The sequence below is a fragment of the Stenotrophomonas sp. GD03930 genome (assembly GCF_029839665.1).
Taxonomy (GTDB): Bacteria; Pseudomonadota; Gammaproteobacteria; order Xanthomonadales; family Xanthomonadaceae; genus Stenotrophomonas; species Stenotrophomonas forensis.
In genome coordinates this window covers 1,359,436-1,383,015 of the sequence record NZ_JAOCAV010000001.1, presented here as the reverse complement: position 1 = coordinate 1,383,015, position 23,580 = coordinate 1,359,436, and the positions used below count along the sequence as shown (strand labels likewise).

General features: G+C 67.7%; 23 protein-coding genes. 6 read left to right on the top strand and 17 right to left on the bottom strand.

All coding sequences use genetic code 11. The annotated features are described in order from the left end of the window. Window positions 1-90 precede the first annotated feature (90 nt). From rpmG to N5C18_RS06175, 4 genes are all read right to left on the bottom strand, one after another. The gene (gene rpmG, locus N5C18_RS06190) at window positions 91-258 is read right to left on the bottom strand and encodes a 50S ribosomal protein L33 (RefSeq protein WP_170272460.1); all 168 of its coding nucleotides are present in this window, start codon (window positions 256-258) and stop codon (window positions 91-93) included. A gap of 10 nt (window positions 259-268) precedes the next feature. Next, on the bottom strand, window positions 269-505 hold the full coding sequence (gene rpmB / locus N5C18_RS06185) for a 50S ribosomal protein L28 (RefSeq protein WP_005411638.1): 237 nt from the start codon (window positions 503-505) through the stop codon (window positions 269-271). A gap of 237 nt (window positions 506-742) precedes the next feature. Then, window positions 743-1,252 (bottom strand): DNA polymerase III subunit epsilon, encoded by a 510-nt coding sequence (gene dnaQ / locus N5C18_RS06180; protein ID WP_049456343.1) that lies wholly within the window; start codon window positions 1,250-1,252, stop codon window positions 743-745. Window positions 1,253-1,307: 55 nt separating this feature from the next. Beyond that, window positions 1,308-2,201: a LysR family transcriptional regulator gene (locus N5C18_RS06175; protein WP_279944066.1), complete on the bottom strand. Its 894-nt coding sequence runs from the start codon at window positions 2,199-2,201 to the stop codon at window positions 1,308-1,310. A gap of 108 nt (window positions 2,202-2,309) precedes the next feature. On the opposite strand from N5C18_RS06175, the gene N5C18_RS06170 reads away from it, so the two are divergent. The 5 genes from N5C18_RS06170 (at window position 2,310) to N5C18_RS06150 (ending at window position 8,964) form a co-directional block, all read left to right on the top strand. Beyond that, entirely contained in the window at window positions 2,310-2,711 is a 402-nt protein-coding gene (locus N5C18_RS06170; protein WP_279944065.1) for a RidA family protein, read from the top strand. 188 nt (window positions 2,712-2,899) lie between these two features. Beyond that, window positions 2,900-3,232 (top strand): hypothetical protein, encoded by a 333-nt coding sequence (locus N5C18_RS06165; protein ID WP_279944064.1) that lies wholly within the window; start codon window positions 2,900-2,902, stop codon window positions 3,230-3,232. A 56-nt stretch (window positions 3,233-3,288) separates the two neighbouring features. Next, complete coding sequence (locus tag N5C18_RS06160; protein WP_279944063.1) at window positions 3,289-4,542, top strand: TolC family protein; 1,254 nt, start codon at window positions 3,289-3,291, stop codon at window positions 4,540-4,542. Next, window positions 4,539-5,744 carry an efflux RND transporter periplasmic adaptor subunit gene (locus N5C18_RS06155; RefSeq protein ID WP_279944062.1) on the top strand — a complete coding sequence of 402 codons (1,206 nt, stop codon included), beginning with the start codon at window positions 4,539-4,541 and terminating at the stop codon, window positions 5,742-5,744. The genes N5C18_RS06160 and N5C18_RS06155 overlap by 4 nt, the downstream gene beginning before the upstream one ends. A gap of 10 nt (window positions 5,745-5,754) precedes the next feature. Then, complete coding sequence (locus tag N5C18_RS06150) at window positions 5,755-8,964, top strand: CusA/CzcA family heavy metal efflux RND transporter (RefSeq protein ID WP_279944060.1); 3,210 nt, start codon at window positions 5,755-5,757, stop codon at window positions 8,962-8,964. Between the two features lie 133 nt (window positions 8,965-9,097). Here the strand turns inward: N5C18_RS06150 and N5C18_RS06145 are convergent, their stop codons facing one another. The 9 genes from N5C18_RS06145 to N5C18_RS06105 all read right to left on the bottom strand — a co-directional run bounded on the left by N5C18_RS06145 (window position 9,098) and on the right by N5C18_RS06105 (window position 17,285). After that, entirely contained in the window at window positions 9,098-10,870 is a 1,773-nt protein-coding gene (locus N5C18_RS06145; RefSeq protein ID WP_279935855.1) for a DUF885 family protein, read from the bottom strand. A 269-nt stretch (window positions 10,871-11,139) separates the two neighbouring features. Then, window positions 11,140-11,487 carry a lipid-A-disaccharide synthase N-terminal domain-containing protein gene (locus N5C18_RS06140; RefSeq protein WP_006476984.1) on the bottom strand — a complete coding sequence of 116 codons (348 nt, stop codon included), beginning with the start codon at window positions 11,485-11,487 and terminating at the stop codon, window positions 11,140-11,142. Beyond that, window positions 11,487-12,209, bottom strand: a complete 723-nt coding sequence (locus N5C18_RS06135) for a glycosyltransferase family 2 protein (RefSeq protein ID WP_279944059.1) — start codon at window positions 12,207-12,209, stop codon at window positions 11,487-11,489. The genes N5C18_RS06140 and N5C18_RS06135 overlap by 1 nt, the downstream gene beginning before the upstream one ends. Before the next feature lie 89 nt (window positions 12,210-12,298). Then, on the bottom strand, window positions 12,299-13,264 hold the full coding sequence (locus N5C18_RS06130; RefSeq protein ID WP_053511247.1) for an NAD-dependent epimerase/dehydratase family protein: 966 nt from the start codon (window positions 13,262-13,264) through the stop codon (window positions 12,299-12,301). A gap of 52 nt (window positions 13,265-13,316) precedes the next feature. Next, window positions 13,317-14,048, bottom strand: coding sequence for a suppressor of fused domain protein (locus N5C18_RS06125; RefSeq protein ID WP_053451167.1), 732 nt, complete (start codon window positions 14,046-14,048; stop codon window positions 13,317-13,319). A gap of 126 nt (window positions 14,049-14,174) precedes the next feature. Then, window positions 14,175-15,098, bottom strand: coding sequence for a ParB/RepB/Spo0J family partition protein (locus tag N5C18_RS06120; RefSeq protein ID WP_008267278.1), 924 nt, complete (start codon window positions 15,096-15,098; stop codon window positions 14,175-14,177). Beyond that, window positions 15,098-15,895: a ParA family protein gene (locus N5C18_RS06115; RefSeq protein ID WP_049455821.1), complete on the bottom strand. Its 798-nt coding sequence runs from the start codon at window positions 15,893-15,895 to the stop codon at window positions 15,098-15,100. Before N5C18_RS06115 ends, N5C18_RS06120 begins: the two co-directional genes overlap by 1 nt. A gap of 112 nt (window positions 15,896-16,007) precedes the next feature. Then, window positions 16,008-16,646 carry a 16S rRNA (guanine(527)-N(7))-methyltransferase RsmG gene (gene rsmG / locus N5C18_RS06110; RefSeq protein WP_008267674.1) on the bottom strand — a complete coding sequence of 213 codons (639 nt, stop codon included), beginning with the start codon at window positions 16,644-16,646 and terminating at the stop codon, window positions 16,008-16,010. Window positions 16,647-16,685: 39 nt separating this feature from the next. After that, entirely contained in the window at window positions 16,686-17,285 is a 600-nt protein-coding gene (locus tag N5C18_RS06105; RefSeq protein WP_053451168.1) for a 4'-phosphopantetheinyl transferase superfamily protein, read from the bottom strand. Window positions 17,286-17,369: 84 nt separating this feature from the next. Here N5C18_RS06105 and N5C18_RS06100 point away from each other — a divergent pair, with 84 nt between their 5' ends. Further along, the gene (locus N5C18_RS06100) at window positions 17,370-17,621 is read left to right on the top strand and encodes a GlsB/YeaQ/YmgE family stress response membrane protein (RefSeq protein WP_005411656.1); all 252 of its coding nucleotides are present in this window, start codon (window positions 17,370-17,372) and stop codon (window positions 17,619-17,621) included. Between the two features lie 103 nt (window positions 17,622-17,724). Here N5C18_RS06100 and xth read toward each other — a convergent pair whose 3' ends face one another. The 4 genes from xth to N5C18_RS06080 all read right to left on the bottom strand — a co-directional run bounded on the left by xth (window position 17,725) and on the right by N5C18_RS06080 (window position 23,442). Then, on the bottom strand, window positions 17,725-18,507 hold the full coding sequence (gene xth, locus N5C18_RS06095; protein ID WP_279944058.1) for an exodeoxyribonuclease III: 783 nt from the start codon (window positions 18,505-18,507) through the stop codon (window positions 17,725-17,727). Between the two features lie 138 nt (window positions 18,508-18,645). Further along, complete coding sequence (locus N5C18_RS06090) at window positions 18,646-20,055, bottom strand: coniferyl aldehyde dehydrogenase (RefSeq protein ID WP_279944056.1); 1,410 nt, start codon at window positions 20,053-20,055, stop codon at window positions 18,646-18,648. Between the two features lie 183 nt (window positions 20,056-20,238). Next, window positions 20,239-21,903: an MFS transporter gene (locus N5C18_RS06085; protein WP_053451172.1), complete on the bottom strand. Its 1,665-nt coding sequence runs from the start codon at window positions 21,901-21,903 to the stop codon at window positions 20,239-20,241. Window positions 21,904-22,014: 111 nt separating this feature from the next. Next, window positions 22,015-23,442 (bottom strand): DcaP family trimeric outer membrane transporter, encoded by a 1,428-nt coding sequence (locus N5C18_RS06080; RefSeq protein ID WP_279944055.1) that lies wholly within the window; start codon window positions 23,440-23,442, stop codon window positions 22,015-22,017. Window positions 23,443-23,580 lie beyond the last annotated feature (138 nt).

Sequence of the window (23,580 nt, the reverse complement as noted above, 5' to 3'; positions counted from 1 at the left end):
GGAGCGGTCGGCAGCCACCAGGAAATGCCGGGCATGAAAAAACCCGCCACAAGGGCGGGTTTCTTCGCGGGGACCAGCAATCCTTGCGGATTACTTGATCTTGCCTTCCTTGTACGGGACGTGCTTGCGCACGACCGGATCGTACTTGGAGAATTCCATCTTCCCCGGGGTGTTCTTCTTGTTCTTGTCAGTCGTGTAGAAGTGACCGGTACCGGCGGTCGAAATCATACGGACCTTATCGCGCTTGCCTGCCATGATCGTCTACTCCTCAGACCTTTTCGCCGCGCGCACGCAGCTCAGCCAGAACGGAATCGATGCCGTTCTTGTCGATGGTGCGCAGTGCATGCGCGGAAACACGAAGCTTCACCCAGCGGTTCTCGCTGGCAACCCAGAAGCGGCGCTCGTGCAGGTTGGGCAGGAAACGACGACGGGTCTTGTTGTTGGCGTGCGAGACGTTGTTACCGGTCTGCACTCGCTTGCCGGAAACCTGGCATACGCGGGACATGGCGCACCTCGATAGTAAGTTGTGTCAGCCCGTAGCCCGGGAGACGGCGGCCTCGGTGGTTGCCCACCACACGTCAAGAGAATCAAAGGGTTACGCTGGCGTTGGGCGGCCGGGGACGTGCTCCCGGGGGCGCCGCCCGGTAGAAAACCGGACACAGCGAGCCGCGCATTATGCACGGGTTCAAGCACTTGCGCAAGTTACCCACAGGCCGGGACTGAACGCGCCCGGCGGCAGGCCTCAACGAAGGTGCGGGATGACCTGCGCCAGCAGATGGGCATCCTTCAACGCGCCATGCAGGCCGCGGTTGCCTGGAATGCGCAGGCGCTGCAGTACATCGTCCAGCTTGTTGCCCTGGCCGGGCCAGCGCCCGCGCGCCAGCTTCAGGCTGCAGGTGATGCGGCAGTGCTGGGCCAGCGTGCCGGGAATGCCGGACAGGCGCAGCTCGTTGTCCAGGAAACCCACGTCGAAGGTGGCGTTGTGCGCGACCATTTCGCTGCCGCGCAGGAACGCCAGCAGTTCGGCGGCCTTGCTGGAGAACAGCGGCTTGCCCACCAGCATCGCATCGCTGATGCCATGCACACGCTGTGCGCCCCAGTCGACCTTGCGCTGCGGCTGCAGGTAGGTGTGGAACTGGCGGCCGGTGAGCTGGCCGTCGATCAGTTCGACGGCACCGATCTCGATCACCCGGTGCCCCAGGCGGTGGGAGATGCCGGTGGTTTCGGTATCCAGTGCGACGATGCGGCTCATCAGGGTGTGCGTTCTCCAGTACGTGCAGCCCGATTTTCGCACGCGACCGATGCACTCACCCCAGCACCTCCACCACCCAATCAATGAACACCCGCAGCCGCTGGCTCATGTGCCGGTTCGGCGGGAACATCACGTGCATCGGCATTGATGGCAGCTGCCATTCCTGCAGCACCGGCAGCAGCTCACCACGCGTCACGTGCGGTTCGGCCATGTAGCTGGGCAGCGCGACCACGCCGAGCCCCGCCAACGCCGCCGCCAGATAGGCGTTGCCGTCGTCGAAGCCGATCGTGTAGCGGCCCTGCACCTCGATGCGCTCATCGCCGCACTGTGCAGTGAACACGCGGGCACGGCCACTGCGCGGACTAAGGAAGCCGACCATATGGTGGTCCGGCCCCTCCAGCGCGCGCGGGTCGGCCGGCACACCGAAACGCTGCACATAGCCCGGGCTGGCATGGAAGTCGATCGGCAGCGCGCCGAGCGGCCGCGCCACCAGTGCCGGGTCGGCCGGGGTGCCGCCACGGATCACGCAGTCGACGTTGTCGGCGATGACATCGACTTCGCGATCACTGACGCCGATATCCAGCTGGATCTCCGGATAGCGCGCCTGGAAATCCGGCAGCGCCGGCACCAGCCGCAGCCGCGCGTAGGGCCCGGGCACATCCACGCGCAGGCGCCCACGCGGCTGGATGGCCGCATCGCCCAGCCCGCCCTCCACCTCTTCCAGCTCGGCCAGCAGGCGGGCGATACGCGGGTAATAGGCCGCTCCATCGGCGGTGACGCTGACCCGCCGGGTGGTGCGGTTGAGCAGGCGCAGCCGCAGGTGCGCCTCCAGCTGCTGTACCAGCTGGGTGACCGTGGTGCGGCTGACCTGAAGCGTGAGCGCGGCACGGGTGAAGCTGCCGGTCTCCACCACCCGGGCAAACGCCCGCATCGCCTCGAAGCGGTCCATGACAGGCCGTTATTGTTTGGGATTGGCAACCAATCTAGGCCGATCATCGCGGTTTATCCAGACAGCGAAGGGGCGGACGATGGCGTTCTTCCCAACCGATTCCTTCCCATGTCACAGCGTGATGTCGTTTTCCCCACCGGCCGCCAGGCCCTGTACGAGCGCAACCGCTACTCGCCGGCGATCCGTTCCAATGGCTTCCTGTTCGTTTCCGGCCAGGTCGGCAGCCGCGAGGACGGCTCGCCCGAGCCGGACTTCGAACCGCAGGTGCGCCGCGCCTTCGAGAATCTCAACGCGGTGTTGGCTGCCGCGGGCTGCACGTTCGATGACGTGATCGACGTGACCGTGTTCCTGGTCGACCCCGAGAAGAACTTCGAGAAGGCGTGGGCGATCGTGCCCGAGTACTGGGGCGAGGCCCCGCACCCGACCCTGACCGGTATCGGCGTGACCTGGCTGTACGGGTTCCAGTTCGAGATCAAAGTGATCGCGAAGCTGCCTGCAGACCGGCGGTAGTGCCGGCCGCTGGCCGGCAGCATCGAAAGGCGTGTCGACCAAGGTCGACACCCACCAGGGCAGGAAGTCGGCACCCACCAAGGCAGAAAGCCCCCCAGGCCGCGCCACCTGAACGGGAGATTCCGACGGATTCCCGAAGCGGCCATTGATATTGTATCCGGCGAAAACCGCTTGCTAGCCTCCCCTTCATGCGCCGGATCTCCCGCCACCTTCGCTCGTACCTGCTGATGCTGCTGATGGCGGCGTTCGTGGTCGTGCCGGTGGCCGACGCGCTGGCGTGCACGGTGGAACCGCACGCCAGCACGGTGCACGTGGAATCCGCGCCGGATTCCGATGGCGATATCGATGGCAAGCATGTCGGTGCCTGTGGCCACAACCACTGCCACCACTCCAACCTGAGCCTGCCGGCACACACGCTTGCCGCCTTCGGCGCGCCACTGCCGGCGCGCTGGATGAATGCAGGCGATGCGGCGACCTATGCGGTCGCCCAGGATGAATTGACGCGTCCTCCCCGGGCGTGAGTTGAGCGCGTCCCGCGATTGCGGGCTCCCGTTTCACTCACAACCGGAATCCCCCTATGTCGATCCTGACACCTCGGTCGCCGCGCGCGGCCGGGCTGGTCGTCGCTGTGCTGCTGGGCCTGGCCCCGGCCGCATCGGTGATGGCGCAAGCCGCCCCCTCCTACGACACCCTGCTTGAACGCCTGGACCAGCTGCCCGGCACCCGTGTGGGCACGGCACTGGCCGAGGCCGCCGATGCGCGCGCCGACCAGGCCCGTGCGTTGCCCAACCCTTCCCTCTCCTACTCGGCCGAAAATGCCTGGGGCACCGGCTCCTATGGCGGCATGGGCAAGGCCGACACCGTGCTCACCCTGTCCCAGCCGCTGGAGGTCTGGGGCCAGCGTGGCGCACGCGTCCGTGCCGCCCGGGCCGAGGCACAGGCCGCTGCCCTGCGTGGTTCGCAGAGCCGCAGTGATGTCGCCAGTCAACTGGCGGTGGTCTACGCACAGGCGGAAAGTGCATTGCGTCGTTACACCCTCGCCAGCGAAGCGCTCGCCCTGACCCGCGATGATGCGGCCGCCGTCAACGCGATGGTCAAGCAGGGCCGCGAACCGCAGCTGCGCGCGGTGCAGGCGCAGAGCGAAGTGGCCAATGCCACCGCGTCGCTGGATGAAGCACAGGCGTTCCGCGACGCGGCGCTGGCGCGGCTGGCCGGTGCCGCGTTGCTGGATGCGCCGGTGCAGTCGATCGACAACAGCCTGCTCGACCGCGCCCCGCCGCTGCCGCGTGGCGCCACCGACGCCGCACTGGCGGTGCGTATCGCCGAAGCGGAAGCCGATGCGGCCGGCAAGCTGGTCGAGGTGGAGCGCAAGCGCGCCCTGCCCGACCTCAGCGTCACTGCAGCGCAGACCCGCTTCCGCGAAGGCGGCGAGCGTGCCTACAACCTCGGGGTCAGCCTCAGCATCCCGCTGTTCGACCGCAACCGCGGTGGCATCCGCGCCGCCAATGCCGACCAGCGCGCGGCCGAGGCACGCCTGGACCAGCAGCGCCGCGACAGCGAGGCCGAACGCCTGTCCGCCGTGGCCGGGCTGAAGGCGGCCGGCAGCCGCACCCGCGCCGCCGATGAAAGCGTGGTCGCCGCCGAAGAGGCGTATCGCCTCGCACGCGTCGGCTTCGATGCCGGACGCATCTCGCAGCTGGAACTGCGCAGCACGCGCAGCGCCCTCATCGCCGCCCGCGGCACCGCCGTGGACGCGCGCCTGTCGCGCGTCGGCGCGGAAATCGATCTTGCCCGCCTGGAAGGGCGCGCACCTTTTGTGGAGGCCCCATGACTCTCTCCCGTTCCTTCCCCCTGATCGGCGGCCTGCTGCTGACCGTGTTCCTGGCCGGCTGCGCCGGCAATGCGCAGACGCCCGAAGCGGCCGACGCCACCGCCGCCAAGGCCGGTACCGACGATGGCCACGGCCACGCCGCCGACAGCAAGGAAGCCAAGGCAGAAGCGGCCAAAGCACCCGCCGACGCCGATGAAGGCGTAGTGCAGCTGACCCCGGAACAGATCAAGGCGTCCGGTATCGAGGTGGTCGCCGTCGGCCGCGGCGGCGGCGGTTCGACCCGCCTGTCCGGCCGGGTCGAACCGTCGGTAGGCGCACGTGCCTCGGTCGCCTCCACGGTGACCGGCCGCGTCGAACGCGTGCTGGTCGCGCCGGGCACGGCGGTGAAGCAGAACCAGGCGCTGGCCATCGTGGTCAGTGGCGAAGCCGCGGTGTTCCGCGCCAATGCGCTGGCTGCGTCGGCCGAAGCCGAGGCCGCGCGCCTGGCCTATGGCCGCGACAAGGCACTGGTCGACCAGGGCGTGGTCGCCCGCCAGGAGCTGGAAGCCTCGCGCGCCCGCTCGCTGGCGGCACAGGCCCAGGCCGCCGCCGCGCAGGCCCAGGCCGCCGCCAACGGTGCGCCCGATGCCAGTGGCCGCGTGCGCATCACCAGCCCGGTGGCCGGCATCGTCGGCAACGTGCAGGTCACCCCGGGTGGCGTGGTCGCCGCCGGCAGCGCAGTGGCCGACGTCGCCGATCCGGCGATGAACGAGCTGGTATTCACCGCGCCGCCGGCGCTGGCCGCGCAGGTCACGCCGGGCATGACGCTGGAAGTGAGCGTGCCGGGTGGCAGCTTCACCGCCACCGTTACCGGTTCGGCCGCCGATGTGCGCCAGCAGGGTGGTGTGGCGGTGATCCGCGCCACGCCGGTGGACGCTTCGCTGCCGCCGGCCGGTTCGCCGGTTTCGGCGGTGGTGGTCACCGAAGGCCAGGACGGTTCGCTCAGCGTGCCCGCCGATGCGGTGCAGAACCTTGATGGCAGCAGCGCGGTGTTCGTTGCCGTCGACGGCGGCTTCAAGGCGCAGCCGGTGCTGGCCGGGCGCCGTGCTGGCGACCGCATCGAGATCCTCGGTGGACTGACCGGCAACGAGCGCATCGTCGGTGCCAACGCCTTCCTGCTCAAGGCCGAACTGGCCAAGGGCGAAGCCGAGCACGGCCACTGAGGAGGCGACCATGTTCAAGCTGATCATTGAAACAGCGGTGCGCCACCGCTGGCTGGTGGTGTTCATGGCGGCGTTGATCGCTGCGGTGGGCCTGTTCCAGCTGGGCAAGCTGCCGATCGACGCGGTGCCGGACATCACCAACCGCCAGGTGCAGATCAACACGGTGGCACCGGCGCTGACCCCGGAACAGATCGAACGGCAGGTGACCTATCCACTGGAAACCGCGCTGGCCGGCATTCCCGGCCTGACCACCACGCGCTCGCTGTCGCGCAATGGCTTCTCGCAGGTCACCGCGATCTTCACCGATGCGACCGACATCTACTTCGCCCGCCAGCAGGTGGCCGAGCGTATGCGCGAAGCATCCGAAGACCTGCCCGATGGCGCGTCGCCGATGCTGTCGCCGGTCACCACCGGCCTCGGCGAAGTGCTGATGTGGACGGTGGACTTCACCACCTTCGATCCGGCCAGGCTGGCCAAGCCCGGTGAAGCGGGCTGGCAGGCCGGCGAGGTCTACCGCACGCCGGAAGGCAACCTGTTGCGCACGCCGGAAGAACGCGCCACCTACCTGCGCACCGTGCAGGACTGGATCATCGCGCCGCAGATGCGTTCCAGCCCGGGGCTGGCCGGCGTCGATACGGTCGGCGGCTACATCAAGGAATACGGCGTGCATCCGGACAGCGCCCGGCTGGCTGCGCATGGCCTCGGCCTGGCCGACCTGGTCACCGCGCTGCAGCGTTCCAACGTGCAGGCCGGTGCCGGTTTCGTGCAGCGTGCCGGCGAAGGCCTGGTGGTGCGTGCCGATGGCCTGGCGCTGACCACCGAGGATCTGGCGCAGGCCCCGGTGGCCACCCGCAACGGCGTGGTGGTGCGCGTGGCCGATGTGGCCGAGGTCGAGCTGAGCCGCGCGCCGCGCCTGGGTGCAGCCAGCCGCAATGGCCATGAAGCCGTGCTGGGTACCGCGCTGATGATTGCGGGTGGCAACAGCCGCACCGTGGCCCAGGCCGCCGCCGCCCGCCTGGAACAGGTGAACACATCGCTGCCGGCCGACATCGTGGCGGCACCGGTGCTGGACCGCAGCGTGCTGGTCAATTCCACCATCAAGACCGTGGCCAAGAACCTCACCGAGGGCGCGCTACTGGTGGTGGTGGTGCTGTTCCTGCTGCTGGGCAACCTGCGTGCGGCGACGATCACCGCGCTGGTGATTCCGCTGTCGTTCCTGTTCGCGGTGATCGGCATGAACCGCTTCGGCATCAGCGGCAACCTGATGAGCCTGGGTGCACTGGACTTCGGCATCCTGGTGGACGGCGCGGTAATCGTGGTCGAATCGACCCTGCTGATGCTGGGCCAGCGCCGCACCGAACTGGGCCGTGCATTGACCGCGATGGAACGCCTGCGCGTGGCCGCCGATTCGGCCATGAAGATGGCGCGCCCTGCGGCGTTCGGCCAGTTGATCATCCTGCTGGTGTTCGCGCCGATCCTCACCCTGGAAGGCGTGGAGGGCAAAACGTTCCACCCGATGGCGGCCACCTTCATGCTGGCCCTGGTCGGTGCCTTCATCTTCTCCTTCACCTTCGTGCCGGCGATGGCCGCGCTGCTGGTGCGCGAGCCGAAGGTGAAGGACGGCGATGCGCATGCCGATGATGGCGAGCACGAGACCAAGCTGATCCGCGTGCTGCGCGCACGCATCGAGCCGGTGGTGCGCAAGGCCGTGGCGCATCCGCGCACGGTGCTGGCCGGTGCGGTGATGATGGTGGTGGTGGGCATCGGTTCGTTCTCGCTGCTGGGCCGCGAGTTCATGCCGACGCTGGACGAAGGCAACGTGGCGATGCAGGCCCTGCGCGTGCCGTCGACCTCGCTGGAGCAGTCGCTGGCGATGCAGCTGGCACTGGAAAAGGCGATTGCCAAGCAGCCGGAAGTAGAAACCGTGTTCTCGCGCACCGGTACCGCCGAGGCGGCCATCGACCCGATGCCGACCAACATCTCCGACAGCGTGATCGTGCTGAAGCCACGCAAGGACTGGCCGGATCCGACGCTGGGCAAGGATGTGCTGGTGGCGCGCTTCGAAACGCTGGCCGGGCAGCAGCTGGGCAACAGCTTCGAGTTCAGCCAGCCGATCGAGCTGCGCTTCAACGAACTGATTTCCGGCGTGCGTACCGACCTGGCGGTGATGATTTTCGGTGATGACTTCAGCCAGCTGCAGAAGGTGGCCGACCAGGTGGCGTTGAAGCTGCGTGCAGTGGAGGGCGCGGCTGACGTGCGGGTGGAGCAGATCTCCGGCCTGCCCACGCTGAACGTGGCCATCGACCACGTGGCGGCGGCGCAGTACGGGCTGACCGCGGCGGATGTGAGTGATGCGCTGTCCACCGGCATTGGTGGTACGGCAGCCGGCAAGATCTTCGAAGGTGATCGCCGCTTCAACGTGGTGGTGCGCCTGGACGATGCCTCGCGCAACGATCCGGACCAGCTGGCTTCGTTGCCGATCGCTACGCCGTCGGGACTGGTGATTCCGCTGTCGTCGGTCGCACGCATCACGGTCAGCGAAGGGCCGAACCAGATCAGCCGCAACAACGGCAGCCGCCGCGTGGTGGTGCAGGCCAACGTGCGTGGCCGCGACCTGGGTGGCTTCGTGGGTGAAGCACAGGCCGCGGTGGCCGACGTGGCACTGCCGCCGGGTGCCTACCTGACCTGGGGCGGCCAGTTCGAGAACCTGCAGCGTGCCGAGAAGCGGCTGGCGACGGTGGTGCCGGTGGTGTTCCTGCTGATCGGCAGCCTGCTGTTCATGGCCCTGCGCAGCGGCAAGGAAGCCATTCTGGTGTTCAGCTGCGTGCCGTTGGCGCTGGTCGGCGGCATTCTCGCGCTGCTGCTGCGTGGCATGCCGTTCTCGGTGTCGGCGGCGGTCGGCTTCATCGCCGTCTCCGGCGTGGCCACCTTGAACGGTCTGGTGCTGATGCAGGCGATCCGCGAGCGCCTGGATGCCGGTGACCTGCCGCTGCAGGCGGCGATCAACGGTGCGTCGAGCCGCATCCGCGCGGTGCTGACCACGGCGCTGGTGGCGATCGTCGGTTTCATTCCGATGGCGATTGCCAGCGGTTCCGGTGCGGAGGTGCAGAAGCCACTGGCGACGGTGGTGATCGGTGGCCTGATCACCGCCACCGTGCTGACCCTGCTGGTGCTGCCGACCTTCGCGGCACGAGTGGCCAAGCCAAGGGCGGTGGGGTGAAACATGACGGGGTCGGATCCTGCGATCCGACCCCGTTCTCCGATCCCCGGTAGTGCCGGCCGCTGGCCGGCAATGTCGAACGATTGCAGTGCGTGCAGGTTGCCGGCCAGCGGCCGGCACTACCTTGGAGCGGTCAGGCCTTCTTGCGTTCGGCGATGTAGGCCTGGATCTGCTGTTCCAGCACCGGCAGCGGCACCGAGCCCTGCTTGAGCAGGGTGTCGTGGAAGCCCTTGATGTCGAACTTGTCGCCCAGTTCCTTCTCGGCCTGCGCGCGCAGGCGCACGATGGCGATCTCGCCCAGCTTGTAGCTCAGCGCCTGGCCCGGCCAGGAGATGTAGCGGTCCACTTCGGTGGTCACTTCATGCTCGCTCAGCGCGGTGTGGTCACGCAGGTAGGCCAGTGCCTGCTCACGGGTCCAGCCCTTGCTGTGCACGCCGGTGTCGATCACCAGGCGCGCGGCGCGCCACATTTCGTAGGTCAGGCGGCCAAAATCCTCGTACGGGGTTTCGTAGATGCCCATCTCCACGCCCAGCTTCTCGCAGTACAGCGCCCAGCCTTCGCCATAGGCGGAGATGTAGGCGTTGCGGCGGAACTCGGGCAGGTTCTTCTGCTCGGCGGCGATGGCACCCTGCAGCGCGTGGCCCGGATCGGATTCATGCAGGGTCAGCGCCGGCAGGTTGTACAGCGGGCGCGATGGCAGGTTGTAGGTATTGAGCCAGTAGGTGCCCATGCCACCACGGCCGGCGGTCCAGAACGGCGCGATGTCCGGCGGCACCGGCACGATGGTGAAGCGCGCGCGCGGCAGCGTCATGTACTTGCCCAGCTGGCCGTCAGCCCGCTTGGAGATCCACGCCGCGCGCGACAGCAGCTCTTCCGGGGTCTTGGCGTAGAACTGCGGATCGGTACGCAGGAAGGTCAGGAACTCGGCGAAGCTGCCCTTGAACTTCACCTGCCTGATGATGTCGTTCATCTCGCCCTGGATGCGAGCGACTTCGCCCAGGCCGATGCGGTGGATCTCGTCCGGCGACAGGTCCAGCGTGGTGTACTCGTGGATCTGCTGCTTGTAGTACGCCTTGCCGTCCGGCATCGCTTCGGCAGCCAGCGTGGTGCGCGCCTGCGGCACGTACTCGCTGACGAAGAAGGTGCGCAGCTGCTGGAACGCGGGCACCACCTTGCCACTGATCGCTTCGCGCGCCTGCGCCTGCAGCCTGGCCTGCTCGGCGGCCGGGATGCTGTTGGGCAGCTTCTTGAACGGCGCGTACAGCGGCGACTCGGTCGGGTCCTTCAGTTCGGCGACGGTGGCGATGGAGACCTCGCGGCCATCGAGCACGGCACGCGGCACGCTGAAACCACGCTTCAGGCCGGCGCGCATGTTCTCGGTCTGCTGGCCGAAGTAGCGCGGCACGTCATTCAGGCGTGCGATGTAGTTCTGGTAGTCCTGCACGGTCTTCATCTCGCGCCGGGCCATGAAGGACAGGTTCGACCAGAACGAGGAGTCGGCGTTGAACGGCATCTCGTAGCCGCGCAGGCGCACCTCTTCGGCCAGGTTGAACACCTGGTCGCGGTAGATCGCGTAGTTGACCTGGTTGTCGGCCGACAGGGTCTTCGGGTCGATCTTCTTCAGCGCGGCCAGGGTCTCGTCCCACACCTTCAGGCGTGCCTGCTGCGCGGCCGGGCCGACGTCAGGCATGCGGGTGGCATTGGCCGGGGCATCTTCGTCTTCGCTGGCCTCACCGCCGCCGTCCTGGCGCCACTTCCATTCCTTCTCGTACACCGCACGGAAGGCGGCGTCGGCGGGCGATTCGGTGGCCACGCTGGCCGGTGCAGCGGTGGCGGGCGGCGCGGCAAGGGCCACGGCGGGGGCGGACAGGGCAATCAGCAGGGCAACGGCAAGACGGGTTTTCACGAGCACAGGTTCCCGGGAAGGCAGACCCCGATCATGGCACCGCCCACCGCCCGTGGCATGGGACGAAGGTCCTGCCTGCAACGCAGGCATGACCGGGAACCGGCCGCAGGCCGGGGCCCCAGCGCCGAAGGCGCGTGGTAGAGCCGACCGTTAGTCGGCTGCTCTTCCGCAGGGCAAGCAGTAGATCCACGCCATGCGTGGATATCCCGGGTCCGGATACACATGTGCCGACCAAGATCGGCACCTACCGGATGGGAGCCCCGGCAGCCTCAGTGGCTAGCCCTGTCCCGCTTCCAGCCCCGGTGCTTGATGTCCAGTTGCAGGCTGTACAGCGCGGTGAACGCCGGGAACAGGTTCTGCAGCACGCCCACCGAGTCCTGCTTGGCCGAGAACAGGAAGTAGCTCAGCGTCATCAGGCTGCCGACCACGCTCATGTACCAGAACAGGCGCGGGATGACCGGCTTGCCGGCGCGCTTGGAGGCGATGAACTGGACCAGCCAGCGGCCGCCGAACATCAGCGCGCCGGTATAGCCGATCAGCTTCCAGCCGGTCACGTGCAGGCCGGTCCAGTACAGCCAGGTCAGCGGCTGGTCGAGCCAGTGCAGTGCCAGGCCCATCACCGCTCTTCCACCGCGGTGCGCTTGCTGCGGGTGATCAGCCAGGCCACGCCGCGCAGGTCGCGGATGCCGACCAGCGCGCGGCCCAGGTTGTTGTACTTGGACACGCCGGCGGTACGGTGGCGGTGGTTGACCGGCACGCTGATGGTCTTCCAGCCGGCACGCTGCATCAGCGCCGGCAGGTAACGGTGCATGTGGTCGAAGTACGGCAGGTCGAGGAAGGCGTTGCGCTCGAACAGCTTGATGCCGCAGCCGGTGTCGGGCGTGTCATCGCGCAGCATGCGCGCGCGGATGGCATTGGCCCAGCGGCTGGCCCAGCGCTTGCTGCCGCTGTCCTGGCGGTTGACGCGCCAGCCGGCAAACAGCTTCACCTGCGCCTCGGCCGCATCGCGCGCGGCCAGCAGCCTGGGGATGTCGGCGGGATCATTCTGGCCATCGCCATCCAGGGTGGCGATCCAGGGCGCCCGCGCATGCTTGACGCCGGTGCGCACCGCGGTGCTCTGGCCGCTCTGGTTCACATGGTGCAGCACGCGCAGTTCCGGCGTGGTGGCCTTCAGCCCCTGCAGCACGGCCAGGGTGTCATCGCGCGAGTGATCGTCGATGTAGACGATCTCGAACGGTACCCGGCCACGCAGCGCCGCGGTGATTTCGGTGACCAGCGGGGTGACATTGTCGCGCTCGTTGAACACGGGGACGACAACGGAAAGCTCGGGTTGGCTCATAAGGCACTCGGCCAAAGGGGGACAAAGACCGCGCATTCTCCGAAACCGAGGTTATCCGAAGATGAACCCGGCGGCGTGAGGATCCGTCCTCAGGCGCGATCACCAAAGTACTCGCGGCACCATTCCACGACGGGTGGCAGTCCCACTTCGATCGGGGTCACCGCGTCGAAGCCGAAGGCGTCATGGGCGCGCCGGGTATCGGCCATCGTGCGCACCATGTCGCCGGGCTGCATGGGCTTGTAGACCTTCTGCGCGGGGCGGCCGGCAGCCTGCTCGATCACGCCGATGAAGCGCTCCAGCTCGACCGGCGTATGGTTGCCGAGGTTGAACACCCGGTGCGGCACCGGACCGTCGGCCGGATGCGCGAGGGCGCCAAGGATACCGGCCACGATGTCGGAGACATGTGTGAAATCGCGCTGCATGCGGCCTTCGTTGAACACATCGATCGGCCGCCCGGCCAGCACCGCGCGCGAGAACAGCAGCGGCGCCATGTCCGGCCGGCCCCACGGCCCATACACGGTGAAGAAGCGCAGGCCGGTGGCGTGCAGGCCGTACAGCTGCGCGTAGGTGTAGGCCATCAGCTCGTTGGCGGCCTTGGTCGCCGCGTACAACGAACGCGGCTGGTCCACGCGCTGGTCTTCGGAGAACGGCGGCGTGGCCGAGTCGCCATAGACCGAGCTGCTCGACGCATACACCAGGTGCTGCACGCCACGGTGGCGGCACAGTTCGAGCATGTTGACGAAGCCGACCAGGTTGCTGTCGACGTAGGCGTGCGGGTTTTCCAGCGAATAGCGCACGCCGGCCTGCGCGGCCAGGTGGATCACCGCGGTCGGCTGCACCTCGTCGAACAGCGCGGCCAGGCCGTCGCGGTCGGTCAGGTCGAGCGTGCGCAGGTCCAGCGCCGGGCACAGCGCGGCCACGCGGTCGCGCTTGATCTGCGGATCGTAGTAGTCGTTGAAGTTGTCCAGGCCGACCACCGGCTGGCCCGCCTCCAGCAGCGCGCGGGCGGTGTAGGCACCGATGAAGCCGGCAGCGCCGGTGAGCAGGATGGTCATTGCAGTTGCCTGGAAATCCAATGAGTACAGGTGCAGACGATACGCTGCGGGCTCAGAACAGCCCGAAACGCTTCTTGGCCACATTGCTGCGGCCGGGTTCGATCACGTCCTGGATGTTCTTCGCATCGAAGCGGTCGAGCAGTGCTTCGGCGCCCTTCTTCAGCTTCAGGTCCATCTCTTCCGGGTACAGCGGCATGAGGGCCATGAAGGCGATGGTCTTGCCATCCTCAAGAACCAGCTCGGCGAAGTCTTCCGGGGTGGTCACCGGCGGCAGCACGATGGCACCGTCGAAACCCACGCCCGGCGCATAGGGCTCGCTGGGGTGGCCGTTGGGGATGGTGTGGCCGAAGCCCAGCCAGGTGTCGTACTCGTGCGGCAGCCGCGCCATTCCCTTCAGCAGGCGCACCGGCCAGTAGTTGCGCTCGTCCTCGAAGGCGTCCTGCGAGATCGGCCAGTCAGCCGGCAGGGTCACCATCAGCTCCATGTAGCGCGGCACGTCCGCGTCCACCTCGGCGGGCACGGTCATCGGCAGGTCGCTCATGCCGGAGGTCACCAGCCGCAGGTAAGGGAACTGCTCATTGGCCGGCACCACGTGCACGTCGATGTGCACCAGGTCGGAGATGATCTCGTGGAAGACGCCGGACACCGGGCCCAGATGGCGCTCGATGTGCGCGCTGATCGCCTCGATGTGTTCTTCGCCCTGCGCCGGCGTGAAGTCCTTCTGGCGGCTGTGCACCATGATCGGGCTGCCGCCCGGGCTGACGTCGTCGAATGCGTTGCTCATGTCCTGCTCCCTGGATGAGGCCACGGGCCAGAGCACAGTGCAGGCCCCGGCGCGCGCGGCGGTGCGTTCCCTGTCATTCACGGGACACGGCAGGAACGGGCCGCGTCCCCCGTTGCTGCGCCGGGCTCAGCCCTGGCGCGTGCGCAGCTTTTCCAGCACGCCGTCCAGGGTGTCCAGATCGGTGTAATGGATGATCAGCTTGCCCTTGCCGCCGCGGCCGTGGTTGATCGCCACCTTGGCACCCAGCGCTTCGGACAGCTCGGTTTCCAGCGAGGCGATGTCGGCCTGCTGCACCTTCGGCGTGGCCACCGGGCGGTTGCTCGGCACCTTGCCAGCGGCGAAGGCCTGCGCACGGCGCTCGACCTCGCGCACCGACCAGCCTTCGTCGGCCGCTTCCTGCGCCAGCTTGCCGGCCAGCTCGGGGGCCAGGGTCAGCAGTGCGCGGGCGTGGCCCATTTCCAGGCGGCGGGTTTCCAGCAGCAGCCGGATCGCCACCGGCAGCTCCAGCAGGCGCAGCAGGTTGGACACCGCCGCACGCGAGCGGCCGACGGCCTCGGCGGCCTCGGCATGGGTCAGGGTGAATTCACTGATGAGGCGCTGCAGCGCTTCGGCTTCTTCCAGCGGGTTGAGGTCTTCGCGCTGGATGTTCTCGATCAGCGCCATCGCGATGACGGTGCGGTCTTCCAGCTCGCGCACCACCACCGGCACTTCGTCCAGGCCGGCCAGCTGCGAGGCGCGCCAGCGGCGTTCACCGGCGACGATTTCGTAGTTGCCCGCCGGCAGCTGGCGCACCAGGATCGGCTGGATCACGCCCTGCGACTTGATCGAATCGGCCAGCTCGGACAGCTTGCCCTCGTCCATCTCGCGGCGCGGCTGGTACTTGCCCGGCTGCAGCTGGCCGACGGCCAGCTTGCGCAGCACTTCACCCGGCAGGGGCTCGATCACCGCGGTGGTGGCCTGCACCTGGCTGACCGCCCCCTTGGGTCCCAGCAGCGCATCCAGGCCACGGCCGAGGCCTCGCTTCTTGGCTGCCGGCTTGCTGCTGGTCATCAGACGGTCTCCACGGCCTTGGTGGCCTTGTTGCGTTCGTTGTTGCGGCGGATGATCTCGCCGGCCAGGCCCAGGTAGGCCACGCCACCGCGCGAGGCGCGGTCGTAGCCGACGATGCTCTGGCCATGGCTGGGCGCCTCGGCCAGGCGCACGTTGCGCGGCACGATGGTGCGGAACACGCGGTCGCCGAAGTGCTCGGTGAGCTCGGCCGACACCGCGTTGGCCAGGTTGTTGCGCACATCGAACATGGTGCGCAGCACGCCTTCGATCTCCAGCGCCGGGTTCAGGCTGGTGCGCAGCGCCTCGATGGTTTCCACCAGCGCGCTCAGGCCTTCCAGCGCGTAGTACTCGCACTGCATCGGCACGATCACCGAATCGGCGGCGGCCAGCGCGTTGAGCGTCAGCAGCGACAACGCCGGCGGGCAGTCGATCAGGATGTAGTCGTACTCGTCACGGATCGGCGCCAGCGCGCGCTTCAGGCGCTGCTCGCGCTCGCTCTCACCCATCAGCTGGATCTCGGCAGCGGTCAGGTCGATGTTGCCGGGCAGCAGGTCATAGCCCTCGGCGGCCTGCACGCGCACGTCGGCAGCACTGTTCTCGCCAAGCAGCAGATCGCAGGTGGAGGCAGCCAGCTCGCGCTTGTCCACGCCACTGCCCATGGTCGCGTTGCCCTGCGAATCCAGATCGACCAGCAGCACGCGCTTGGGTGCGTTGGCCAGGGAAGCGGCCAGGTTGACGGCGGTCGTGGTCTTGCCGACGCCACCCTTCTGGTTGGCGATGGCGATGATGCGGGCCATGCGGGTGTGCCTCGTCGACGTGTGCTGGGACCGGTCATTATGCGTACAACCGGCCCCTTGCGGAAATCGTGAATCGCCAACCCGTTGTTCCACAAGGGGCTGGCGGCGGTAATCAGGGGCCTGTAACCGTGACCAGGTGGCGTTCGCCGGCCAGGCCGGGCACGCTCAGCGGGGTCACCTCACGCACCTGCCAGCCTTCCGGCAGGTCCGCGATCTCTTCATGGGGATAGACGCCCTTCATGGCCAGCAACACGCCACCGGGGCGCAGCAGGTGGCCGCCAACGCGGACGATGCCGGCCAGGGTGTCCATCGCGCGCGCGGTCAGCTGGTCGTAACGGCCGGCCTCGTCCAGCGCCTCGGCGCGCGATTCGGCCACGCGGGCGTTGCCCAGGCCGAGCTGGCGCACGGCCTCGCGCATGAAGCGCGCCTTCTTGCCGTTGCTCTCGACCAGGGTGACCTGCAGGCCCGGGCAGGCGATGGCCAGCGGGATGCCGGGCAGCCCGGGGCCGGTGCCGAGGTCGGCCAGGCTGCCATCGGCCACGAACGGCTGCATCGCCAGCGAGTCGAGCAGGTGGCGGGTGACCATCTCCTGCGGGTCGCGGATGGCGGTGAGGTTGTAGGTGCCGTTCCAGCGGTGCAGCAGGGCCAGGTAGCGCAGCAGCGGTGGTGCCAGCGCGGCATCCAGGCCCATGCTGGCCAGGCCCTGTTCCAGCGTGGCAGTCACGCTGGCGGGAAGTGGGTGTTCGCTCATGCCGGCATTATCGCCGGTTTTGCGCGCTGATTCCCCGCTTCAGTGCGGATACCAGGCCAATGCCGCGCGGAACTGCCCGCTGGCCTGCCATTCGTGCAGGTGCCAGCGCGCGGCCTCGCCCAGTTCCGGGTCGCACCAACGCAGGTGCAGGGCGCCGTCATTGCCGGGGGCCAGCTGCAGCCGGTGCAGGCCGAACGAGATGCCTTGGCCGTGGGCCTTCAGCATCGCTTCCTTGGCGCACCACACGCGGAAGAACCAGTGCTCGCGCCCGGCCTCGTCCAGGCGTTCCAGCCAGGCCACTTCCTCGGGGTGGAAGAAGCGCCGCACGATCTCCAGCAGGCGTGGTCGCGGCCGCAGCAGCTCAAGGTCCACGCCCAGCCGCACCCCCTCGCCCAGCGCCACCAGCAGCACCTCGCCGCTGTGGCTCCAGCCGGTGCCGTAATGGGCCAGTGCGCCGGTCAGTTCAGGCCGCCCCTTGCCGTCGCGCACCAGCGGCAGCGCCTCCGGTTCGGCCCCCAGCGCCTGCGCGAGCACCTGCCGCGCCTGCGGTTCACCGCGGTGGCCGGGCACGTGGGTGCGCCGCCAGACCGTCACCGGGCCGAAGCGCCACGGGCCGTCGAGGGTGGCTGGCAGGCTCATCCGCACGCGCCCATCACGCAATTGCACGACGGGTTCACAGCCATGCGCGTCAACTGGTCACAGTTCCCCACCGGAGGTTCGATCATGGGCATCATCATCTGGCTGATCGTCGGCGGCATCGTAGGCTGGCTGGCCAGCATCATCATGAAGCGCGACGCCCAGCAGGGCATCATCCTCAACATCGTGGTCGGCATCGTCGGCGCGCTGATTTCCGGCTGGCTGTTCGGCGGCGGCATCAACGAAGCGATCACCATCCGCACCTTCCTGTTCTCGCTGATCGGTGCGGTGATCCTGCTGGCGATCGTCAACCTGTTCACCCGCAAGAGCATACGCTGACGCGGTGGTCGTGCCGGCCGCTGGCCGGCAGACGCATCACAAGGGGCCCGGCAATCGTCGGGCCCCGTTCTGTGGAGTCGAGCTTGCTCGACTGCATGGGAGATCAGTCGAGCAAGCTCGACGCTACTTCCACCCACGCCGGCGCGTGATCGCTCGGGCGTTCCCAGGTACGCGGCTCGCGGTCGATGCCCGAGGCCACCGCACTGCGCTTCAGCGCGTCGGAGACCAGGGTCAGGTCGATGCGCAGGCCGAGGTTGCGGCGGAAGCCGGCGGCACGGTAGTCCCACCAGCTGAAGGTGCCCGCCTCGTCGTTGTGCAGGCGGAAGCCATCGTGCAGGCCCAGCTGCAGCAGCTTGTTCAGCGCGCCGCGCTCGGCGGTGGAGGTCAGGATGTGGTTTTCGTTCCACACCTCCGGGTCGTGCACGTCGCGCGCGTCCGGGGCGATGTTGAAGTCGCCCATCACGATCAGCTTCGGGTGGCGCTGCAGTTCTTCGGCGATCCAGGCATGGACGGCCTCCAGCCAGCGCAGCTTGTAGTCGTACTTGTCGGTGCCGATGTCCTGGCCGTTGACCACGTACAGGTTGATCACCCGCAGGTCGCCGAAGGTGCCGGCGATGACACGCTTCTGCTCGTCCTCGAAGCCGGGAATGCCGATCTGCACGTCCTGCGCCGGCTCACGCGAGAGCAGCGCCACGCCGTTGTAGGTCTTCTGGCCGGCGAACACGCTGCGGTAGCCGGCGGCGATCAGCGCCGAATCGGGGAACTTGTGGTCCTCCAGCTTGGTTTCCTGGATACCGACGATGTCCGGGCCGAACGCCTTGAGCCACTGCTCCAGGTGCGGCAGGCGGACATTGAGCGAATTGACGTTCCACGAGGCGATCTTCATGGGGGGCATTCTACCCGGCCCGGGTTTGGTAGACGCCAACCTTGGTTGGCGCATGGCACCTACCGGTAGTGCCGGCCGCTGGCCGGCAACCCCTTGAACCGTCGGCAAGACCCTGCAGTTGCCGGCCAGCGGCCGGCACTACCGAAGCAGCAGCTTCAGCAACCCGGCAATCTTCGAGTACGGCGGCCGCAACCGATCGCTGGCCGCCCAGCGCGACTGCCACAGCACCGGCAGCCGCTTGCTCATCGCATCGAACCCGGCCCGGCCGTGGTACGCGCCCATGCCGCTTGCCCCTACCCCGCCGAACGGCAGGCCATCGGCCGCGAAATGCAGCAGCGTGTCGTTGACCGTCACCCCACCGGCCACCACCTGGCCGAGGATGCGCTCCACCGTCGCTTTGTCATGGCTGAAGGGATACAGCGCCAGCGGCCGATCGCGGGACAGCACGTCGGTCAACGCGGCATCCAGATCCGGGTAGGCCCGTACCGGCAGGATCGGGCCGAAGATCTCCTCGCGCATCAGCTCCAGGTCGTCCGGCGGGTCCAGCACCACGGTCGGCACCAGCAGGCGCTCACGGTCGGCACGTGCCTCATCCACCTGCGCCAGCGGAATGACCGGTACGCCGCGTTCGCGCGCCTGCGCCAGATAGCCCTGCAGGCGCCGGTACTGGCCTTCGTTGATGATGCGCGTGTAATCCTCGGCATCGCTGAAATCGCCGTAGCGCTCGCGTACCTGCTGCTGCAATGCCTGTACGAACTCGCGCTGGCGCACGGTGTCGATCAACACGTAGTCCGGCGCGATGCAGGTCTGCCCGGCGTTGAACCACTTGCCGGTGGCCAGCCGCGTTGCGGCTTTGTCCAGTGGGAAATCGCGGCAGACGATGGCCGGCGACTTGCCGCCCAGTTCCAGCGTGACCGGCACCAGATGCTCAGCCGCGGCAGCCATCACCTTGCGGCCCACCGCCGTCGAGCCGGTGAACAGCAGATGGTCCAGCGGCAGCGAGGACACCGCCGCGGCCACGTCCGCCCCGCCCTGCACCACCGCCACGCGATCGGGCGGGAACACACTGGCCAGCAGATCGGCCAGGAAAGCACTGGTGCGTGGCGTGTGTTCGGAGGGTTTCAGCAGCACATGGTTGCCAGCGGCGATGGCTGTAGCCAAGGGCACCAGCGCCAGCGTGACCGGGTAGTTCCAGGGCGAGATCACCCCGACCACGCCCAGCGGCGTCGGCCGCAGCTGCGCGCGCGCCGGCCACAGTCGCCAACCGGCGCCGACCCGCTGCGGCTTCGACCAGCGGCGCAGGTGGCGGCGCAGGTGGTCGATGGCCGACAGCACGCTCATGCCATCGGCCAGCTTCGATTCGGTGTGGGCGCGGTGGCCGAAGTCCTCGGCGATGGCCTGCGCCATCTCGTCCAGGCGCGGCTTCAGCGCCTCGCGCAGGCGGCGCAGGTCGGCTTCACGCTGGTCGAGGGTGGGGCGCTTAGCCTGCCACGCGCTGCGCAGGGTGTGCAGGATGGTGGGGAGCTCGGTCGGCGTGGTGGTGGTCATGGGCCGACTATACGGGGTGCTGCGCAACGCAATGGTAGTGCCGGCCGCTGGCCGGCAGCCTTGCATTTGCTGCGGGCGAGCAGTCATTACCGGCCAGCGGCCGGTACTACCAGACAGAAAGGCCGCGGTCTGCACCGCGGCCCCTGAAACCCGGTGGGTGCCGACCGTTGGTCGGCACGCCGGTTACTTGGTGATATCCACGTTCTTGGTCTCACGCAGGAACAGGCCACCCACCACCACCGACATCAGCGCGATGCCGATCGGGTACCACAGGCCGTAGTACAGGTTGCCGGTACCGGCCACCAGCGCGAACGAGATCGCCGGCAGGAAGCCACCGAACCAGCCGTTGCCGATGTGGTACGGCAGCGACATCGAGGTGTAACGGATGCGGGTCGGGAACAGTTCGACCAGGTAGGCGGCGATCGGGCCGTAGACCATGGTCACGTACAGCACCAGCAGCCACAGCATGAAGATCGTGCCGGCGATGTTGATGCGTGCACCATCGGCCTTGGCCGGGTAACCCGCCGTGGTCAGGGCGGTCTTCAGCTCCGCACCAAACGCATCGGCCTTTGCCTTGCCGTCTTCCTTGCTCAGGCCAGCGCCTTCATACGAGGTGACCTGGCTGCTGCCCACGCTCACCATCGCCAGCGAGCCGGCAGCGGCAGGCTGCACGTCGTACGGCACGCCGGCCTTGGTCAGCGCGGCGGTGGCGATGTCACAGGAGCTGGTGAACTTGCGTACGGCGACCGGGTCGAACTGGAAGGAACAGGTGTTCGGATCGGCAATGACCAGTGCCGGCGAGTTGGTCCGGGCTTCTTCGATGGCCGGGTTGGCGAAGTGGGTCAGGCCCTTGAAGATCGGGATGTAGGTGACGGCAGCCAGCAGGCAGCCGGCCAGGATGATCTTCTTGCGGCCGATACGATCGGACAGCCAGCCGAAGAAGATGAAGAACGGCACGCCCAGCGCCAGCGCGGCAGCGATCAGCAGGTAGGAGGTGGTGGCATCGACCTTCAGCATGCTGCTGAGGAAGAACAGCGCGTAGAACTGGCCGCCGTACCAGACCACGGCCTGGCCGGCCGCAGCGCCGAGCAGGACCAGCAGCATCAGCTTCAGGTTGCCGCCCTTCAGGCTGTCGCGGAACGGCGTCTTGGACCCCTTGCCCTCTGCCTTCATCTGCTGGAACAGCGGCGACTCGCTCAGCTGCAGGCGGATCCACACCGAGATGCCCAGCAGCAGGATCGAGACCAGGAACGGGATGCGCCAGCCCCAGGCCTCGAAGGCTTCATTGCCGAGGAAATAGCGGCAGGCCAGGATGATCAGCAGCGACATGAACAGGCCGAGCGTCGCGGTGCACTGGATGAAGCTGGTGTACAGGCCACGCTTGTCGTCCGGCGCGTGCTCGGCCACGTAGGTGGCGGCACCGCCGTACTCACCACCCATCGCCAGGCCCTGGGCCAGGCGCAGCACGATCAGGATGACCGGGGCAGCAAAGCCGATCGTGGCGTAGTTGGGCAGCACGCCGACCAGGAAGGTCGAGATGCCCATGATCAGGATGGTGACCAGGAAGGTGTACTTGCGGCCGATGCGGTCGCCGAGGCTGCCGAAGAAGGCCGCGCCGAACGGACGCACGAAGAAGCCGGCAGCGAACGCCAGCAGGGCGAAGATCATGCCCGTGGTTTCATTGACGCCACTGAAGAACTGCTTGGCGATGATGGCGGCGAGCGAGCCGTACAGGAAGAAGTCATACCACTCGAACACCGTGCCGAGGCTCGATGCGAAGATGACCTTCTTGTGGCCCTGGGTCAGGGTGCCCGCTGGATTGTGCGGGCTTGATGCAGTGCTGGACATGGGACGTTTTCCCTCTGTAGATGCCGGCCTTGGCCGGCATTCAATCTCGGTGGGTGCCGACCTTGGTCGGCACCCCATCTCGGTAGGTGCCGGCCGCTGGCCGGCACGCTCTTAGAAGCTGTACTTGGTGGTGAACTGCAATCGGGTGATGTCACCCTTGTTGCCGTTCTCGATCTCGCGACGGCCGTACATCAGCTCGGCGCCGATATCGACCTTGGGCAGCGGCGAGTAGAAGATGTTGCCGCGCACGCTCTGCACGCTCTTGGTCACCAGCGGGCCCAGCACGCTGTCGTTGTCGTAGTCGCTGCGCGCGTAGATCAGGTTGGTGCGCAGCTTCGGCGAGAACGCATGCCGCCAGCCCACATAACCGGCAAGCACGCCGGTCGGGTTGAGCTCGTCGCGGGCCACGTCGAAGGCGCTGTCGGCGGTGATGCCCAGGCCGATGTAGCGGGCGATGCCTTCGCCGCCGGTCAGCTGGTAGTGCAGCGAATCGCTGTCACCCATCACCCACTTGCCGCCCAGGGTCAGGCCGCCGGCCACCTTGTCGGCCTTGGCGCCGGTGGCCTGGTTGTCGACCTTCAGCTGGCGGACGATGCCACCGACACCGAAGGTGCCCCAGTCGCCCTTCCAGCCATAGCGCAGGGTCAGGTCGGGCAGGCTGCCACGATCGGAGTTGGCACTGGCATTGGTCCAGGCGCCGGTGACCGGGTTGCGGGTACCGGTGAGGGTGGTGGTTTCCGGGTTCTCCAGCGCGACGCTGAAGCCGCCCTGGGTGTAGCGCACCTGGGCCTGGCGCACGAAGATCACGCCGTCGGTGGGGCCGACGAAGTCGACCGCTTCCGGCAGCGCGGCGGCGTCCATGAAGTTGGACCAGGTCTGGCCGGCCAGCCAGTTGTTCCAGTACATGTAGGCGTGGCGCAGGGTCACGCCATAGGTGTTGGTGGCGGTCTGGTTGCCCAGCGAATTGCCGAAGAAGTCCATCTCGAAGAACGCGCCGGCCTTGTTGCCGGACTCGCTCACGTTGTCGATGCCCAGGTTGAAGCGCGAGAACTTGGCGTGGGCGTTGAGGTCGGTGCCCGAACGCTTGCCGGTGCCGCCGGCACCCTCCACCGGGGTCTGGCCCGGCAGGTACAGCGAGCGGCCGGTGGCATCGTCGGCCAGCTGGCCATCGCTGGTCTGGGTGGCCAGGAAGTCGGCCTTGATGAAGCCGCCGATCTTGACCGTAGTGCCCGGCGCGGCGCCCGGAGTGATGGTGGTGACCTGGATCGGCTGCTTCCCGGCCGGCACCTGTGCGACCGGCTTCTGCCCGGCCTGCACGGTGCGGACTTCGGTCACCGCCTGCTGGGTCTGGCTGATCTGGGTCTGCTGTTGTTGCTGCGAAGACAGCAGCAGCTGGACCTGGCGTTCCAGTTCGGCAACGCGTGCTTCCAGCGCTTTCTCTTTGGCGGTCTCTGCGAACGCCATGCCCGGTGCGACCAGGGCGACCAACAGGCAGGCCGCCAAAGGTGTGCGCACGGCTTTCAACGTACGGTGGCTCATGTTGCCCTCTCTCCCAAGTGGCAAGGTGATGCCGCGCGTGGGGCACGGTCGAGCCGAGACTGCGGGGCGTTCGCGCACAGCGGCTATTCGCCATTGGTCGAACCCGGCCCTGCTGGGCGCTCACTTTCGACCATGGTC

Bases quoted from the DNA above. Each gene is read 5' to 3' on its own strand.
- rpmB (WP_005411638.1), bottom strand. From the start codon at position 505: ATGTCCCGCGTATGCCAGGTTTCCGGCAAGCGAGTGCAGACCGGTAAC.
- dnaQ (WP_049456343.1), bottom strand. From the start codon at position 1,252: ATGAGCCGCATCGTCGCACTGGATACCGAAACCACCGGCATCTCCCAC.
- N5C18_RS06175 (WP_279944066.1), bottom strand. From the start codon at position 2,201: ATGGACCGCTTCGAGGCGATGCGGGCGTTTGCCCGGGTGGTGGAGACC.
- N5C18_RS06170 (WP_279944065.1), top strand. From the start codon at position 2,310: ATGTCACAGCGTGATGTCGTTTTCCCCACCGGCCGCCAGGCCCTGTAC.
- N5C18_RS06165 (WP_279944064.1), top strand. From the start codon at position 2,900: ATGCGCCGGATCTCCCGCCACCTTCGCTCGTACCTGCTGATGCTGCTG.
- N5C18_RS06160 (WP_279944063.1), top strand. From the start codon at position 3,289: ATGTCGATCCTGACACCTCGGTCGCCGCGCGCGGCCGGGCTGGTCGTC.
- N5C18_RS06155 (WP_279944062.1), top strand. From the start codon at position 4,539: ATGACTCTCTCCCGTTCCTTCCCCCTGATCGGCGGCCTGCTGCTGACC.
- N5C18_RS06150 (WP_279944060.1), top strand. From the start codon at position 5,755: ATGTTCAAGCTGATCATTGAAACAGCGGTGCGCCACCGCTGGCTGGTG.
- N5C18_RS06140 (WP_006476984.1), bottom strand. From the start codon at position 11,487: ATGGGCCTGGCACTGCACTGGCTCGACCAGCCGCTGACCTGGCTGTAC.
- N5C18_RS06135 (WP_279944059.1), bottom strand. From the start codon at position 12,209: ATGAGCCAACCCGAGCTTTCCGTTGTCGTCCCCGTGTTCAACGAGCGC.
- N5C18_RS06130 (WP_053511247.1), bottom strand. From the start codon at position 13,264: ATGACCATCCTGCTCACCGGCGCTGCCGGCTTCATCGGTGCCTACACC.
- N5C18_RS06125 (WP_053451167.1), bottom strand. From the start codon at position 14,048: ATGAGCAACGCATTCGACGACGTCAGCCCGGGCGGCAGCCCGATCATG.
- N5C18_RS06120 (WP_008267278.1), bottom strand. From the start codon at position 15,098: ATGACCAGCAGCAAGCCGGCAGCCAAGAAGCGAGGCCTCGGCCGTGGC.
- N5C18_RS06115 (WP_049455821.1), bottom strand. From the start codon at position 15,895: ATGGCCCGCATCATCGCCATCGCCAACCAGAAGGGTGGCGTCGGCAAG.
- rsmG (WP_008267674.1), bottom strand. From the start codon at position 16,646: ATGAGCGAACACCCACTTCCCGCCAGCGTGACTGCCACGCTGGAACAG.
- N5C18_RS06105 (WP_053451168.1), bottom strand. From the start codon at position 17,285: ATGAGCCTGCCAGCCACCCTCGACGGCCCGTGGCGCTTCGGCCCGGTG.
- N5C18_RS06100 (WP_005411656.1), top strand. From the start codon at position 17,370: ATGGGCATCATCATCTGGCTGATCGTCGGCGGCATCGTAGGCTGGCTG.
- xth (WP_279944058.1), bottom strand. From the start codon at position 18,507: ATGAAGATCGCCTCGTGGAACGTCAATTCGCTCAATGTCCGCCTGCCG.
- N5C18_RS06090 (WP_279944056.1), bottom strand. From the start codon at position 20,055: ATGACCACCACCACGCCGACCGAGCTCCCCACCATCCTGCACACCCTG.
- N5C18_RS06085 (WP_053451172.1), bottom strand. From the start codon at position 21,903: ATGTCCAGCACTGCATCAAGCCCGCACAATCCAGCGGGCACCCTGACC.
- N5C18_RS06080 (WP_279944055.1), bottom strand. From the start codon at position 23,442: ATGAGCCACCGTACGTTGAAAGCCGTGCGCACACCTTTGGCGGCCTGC.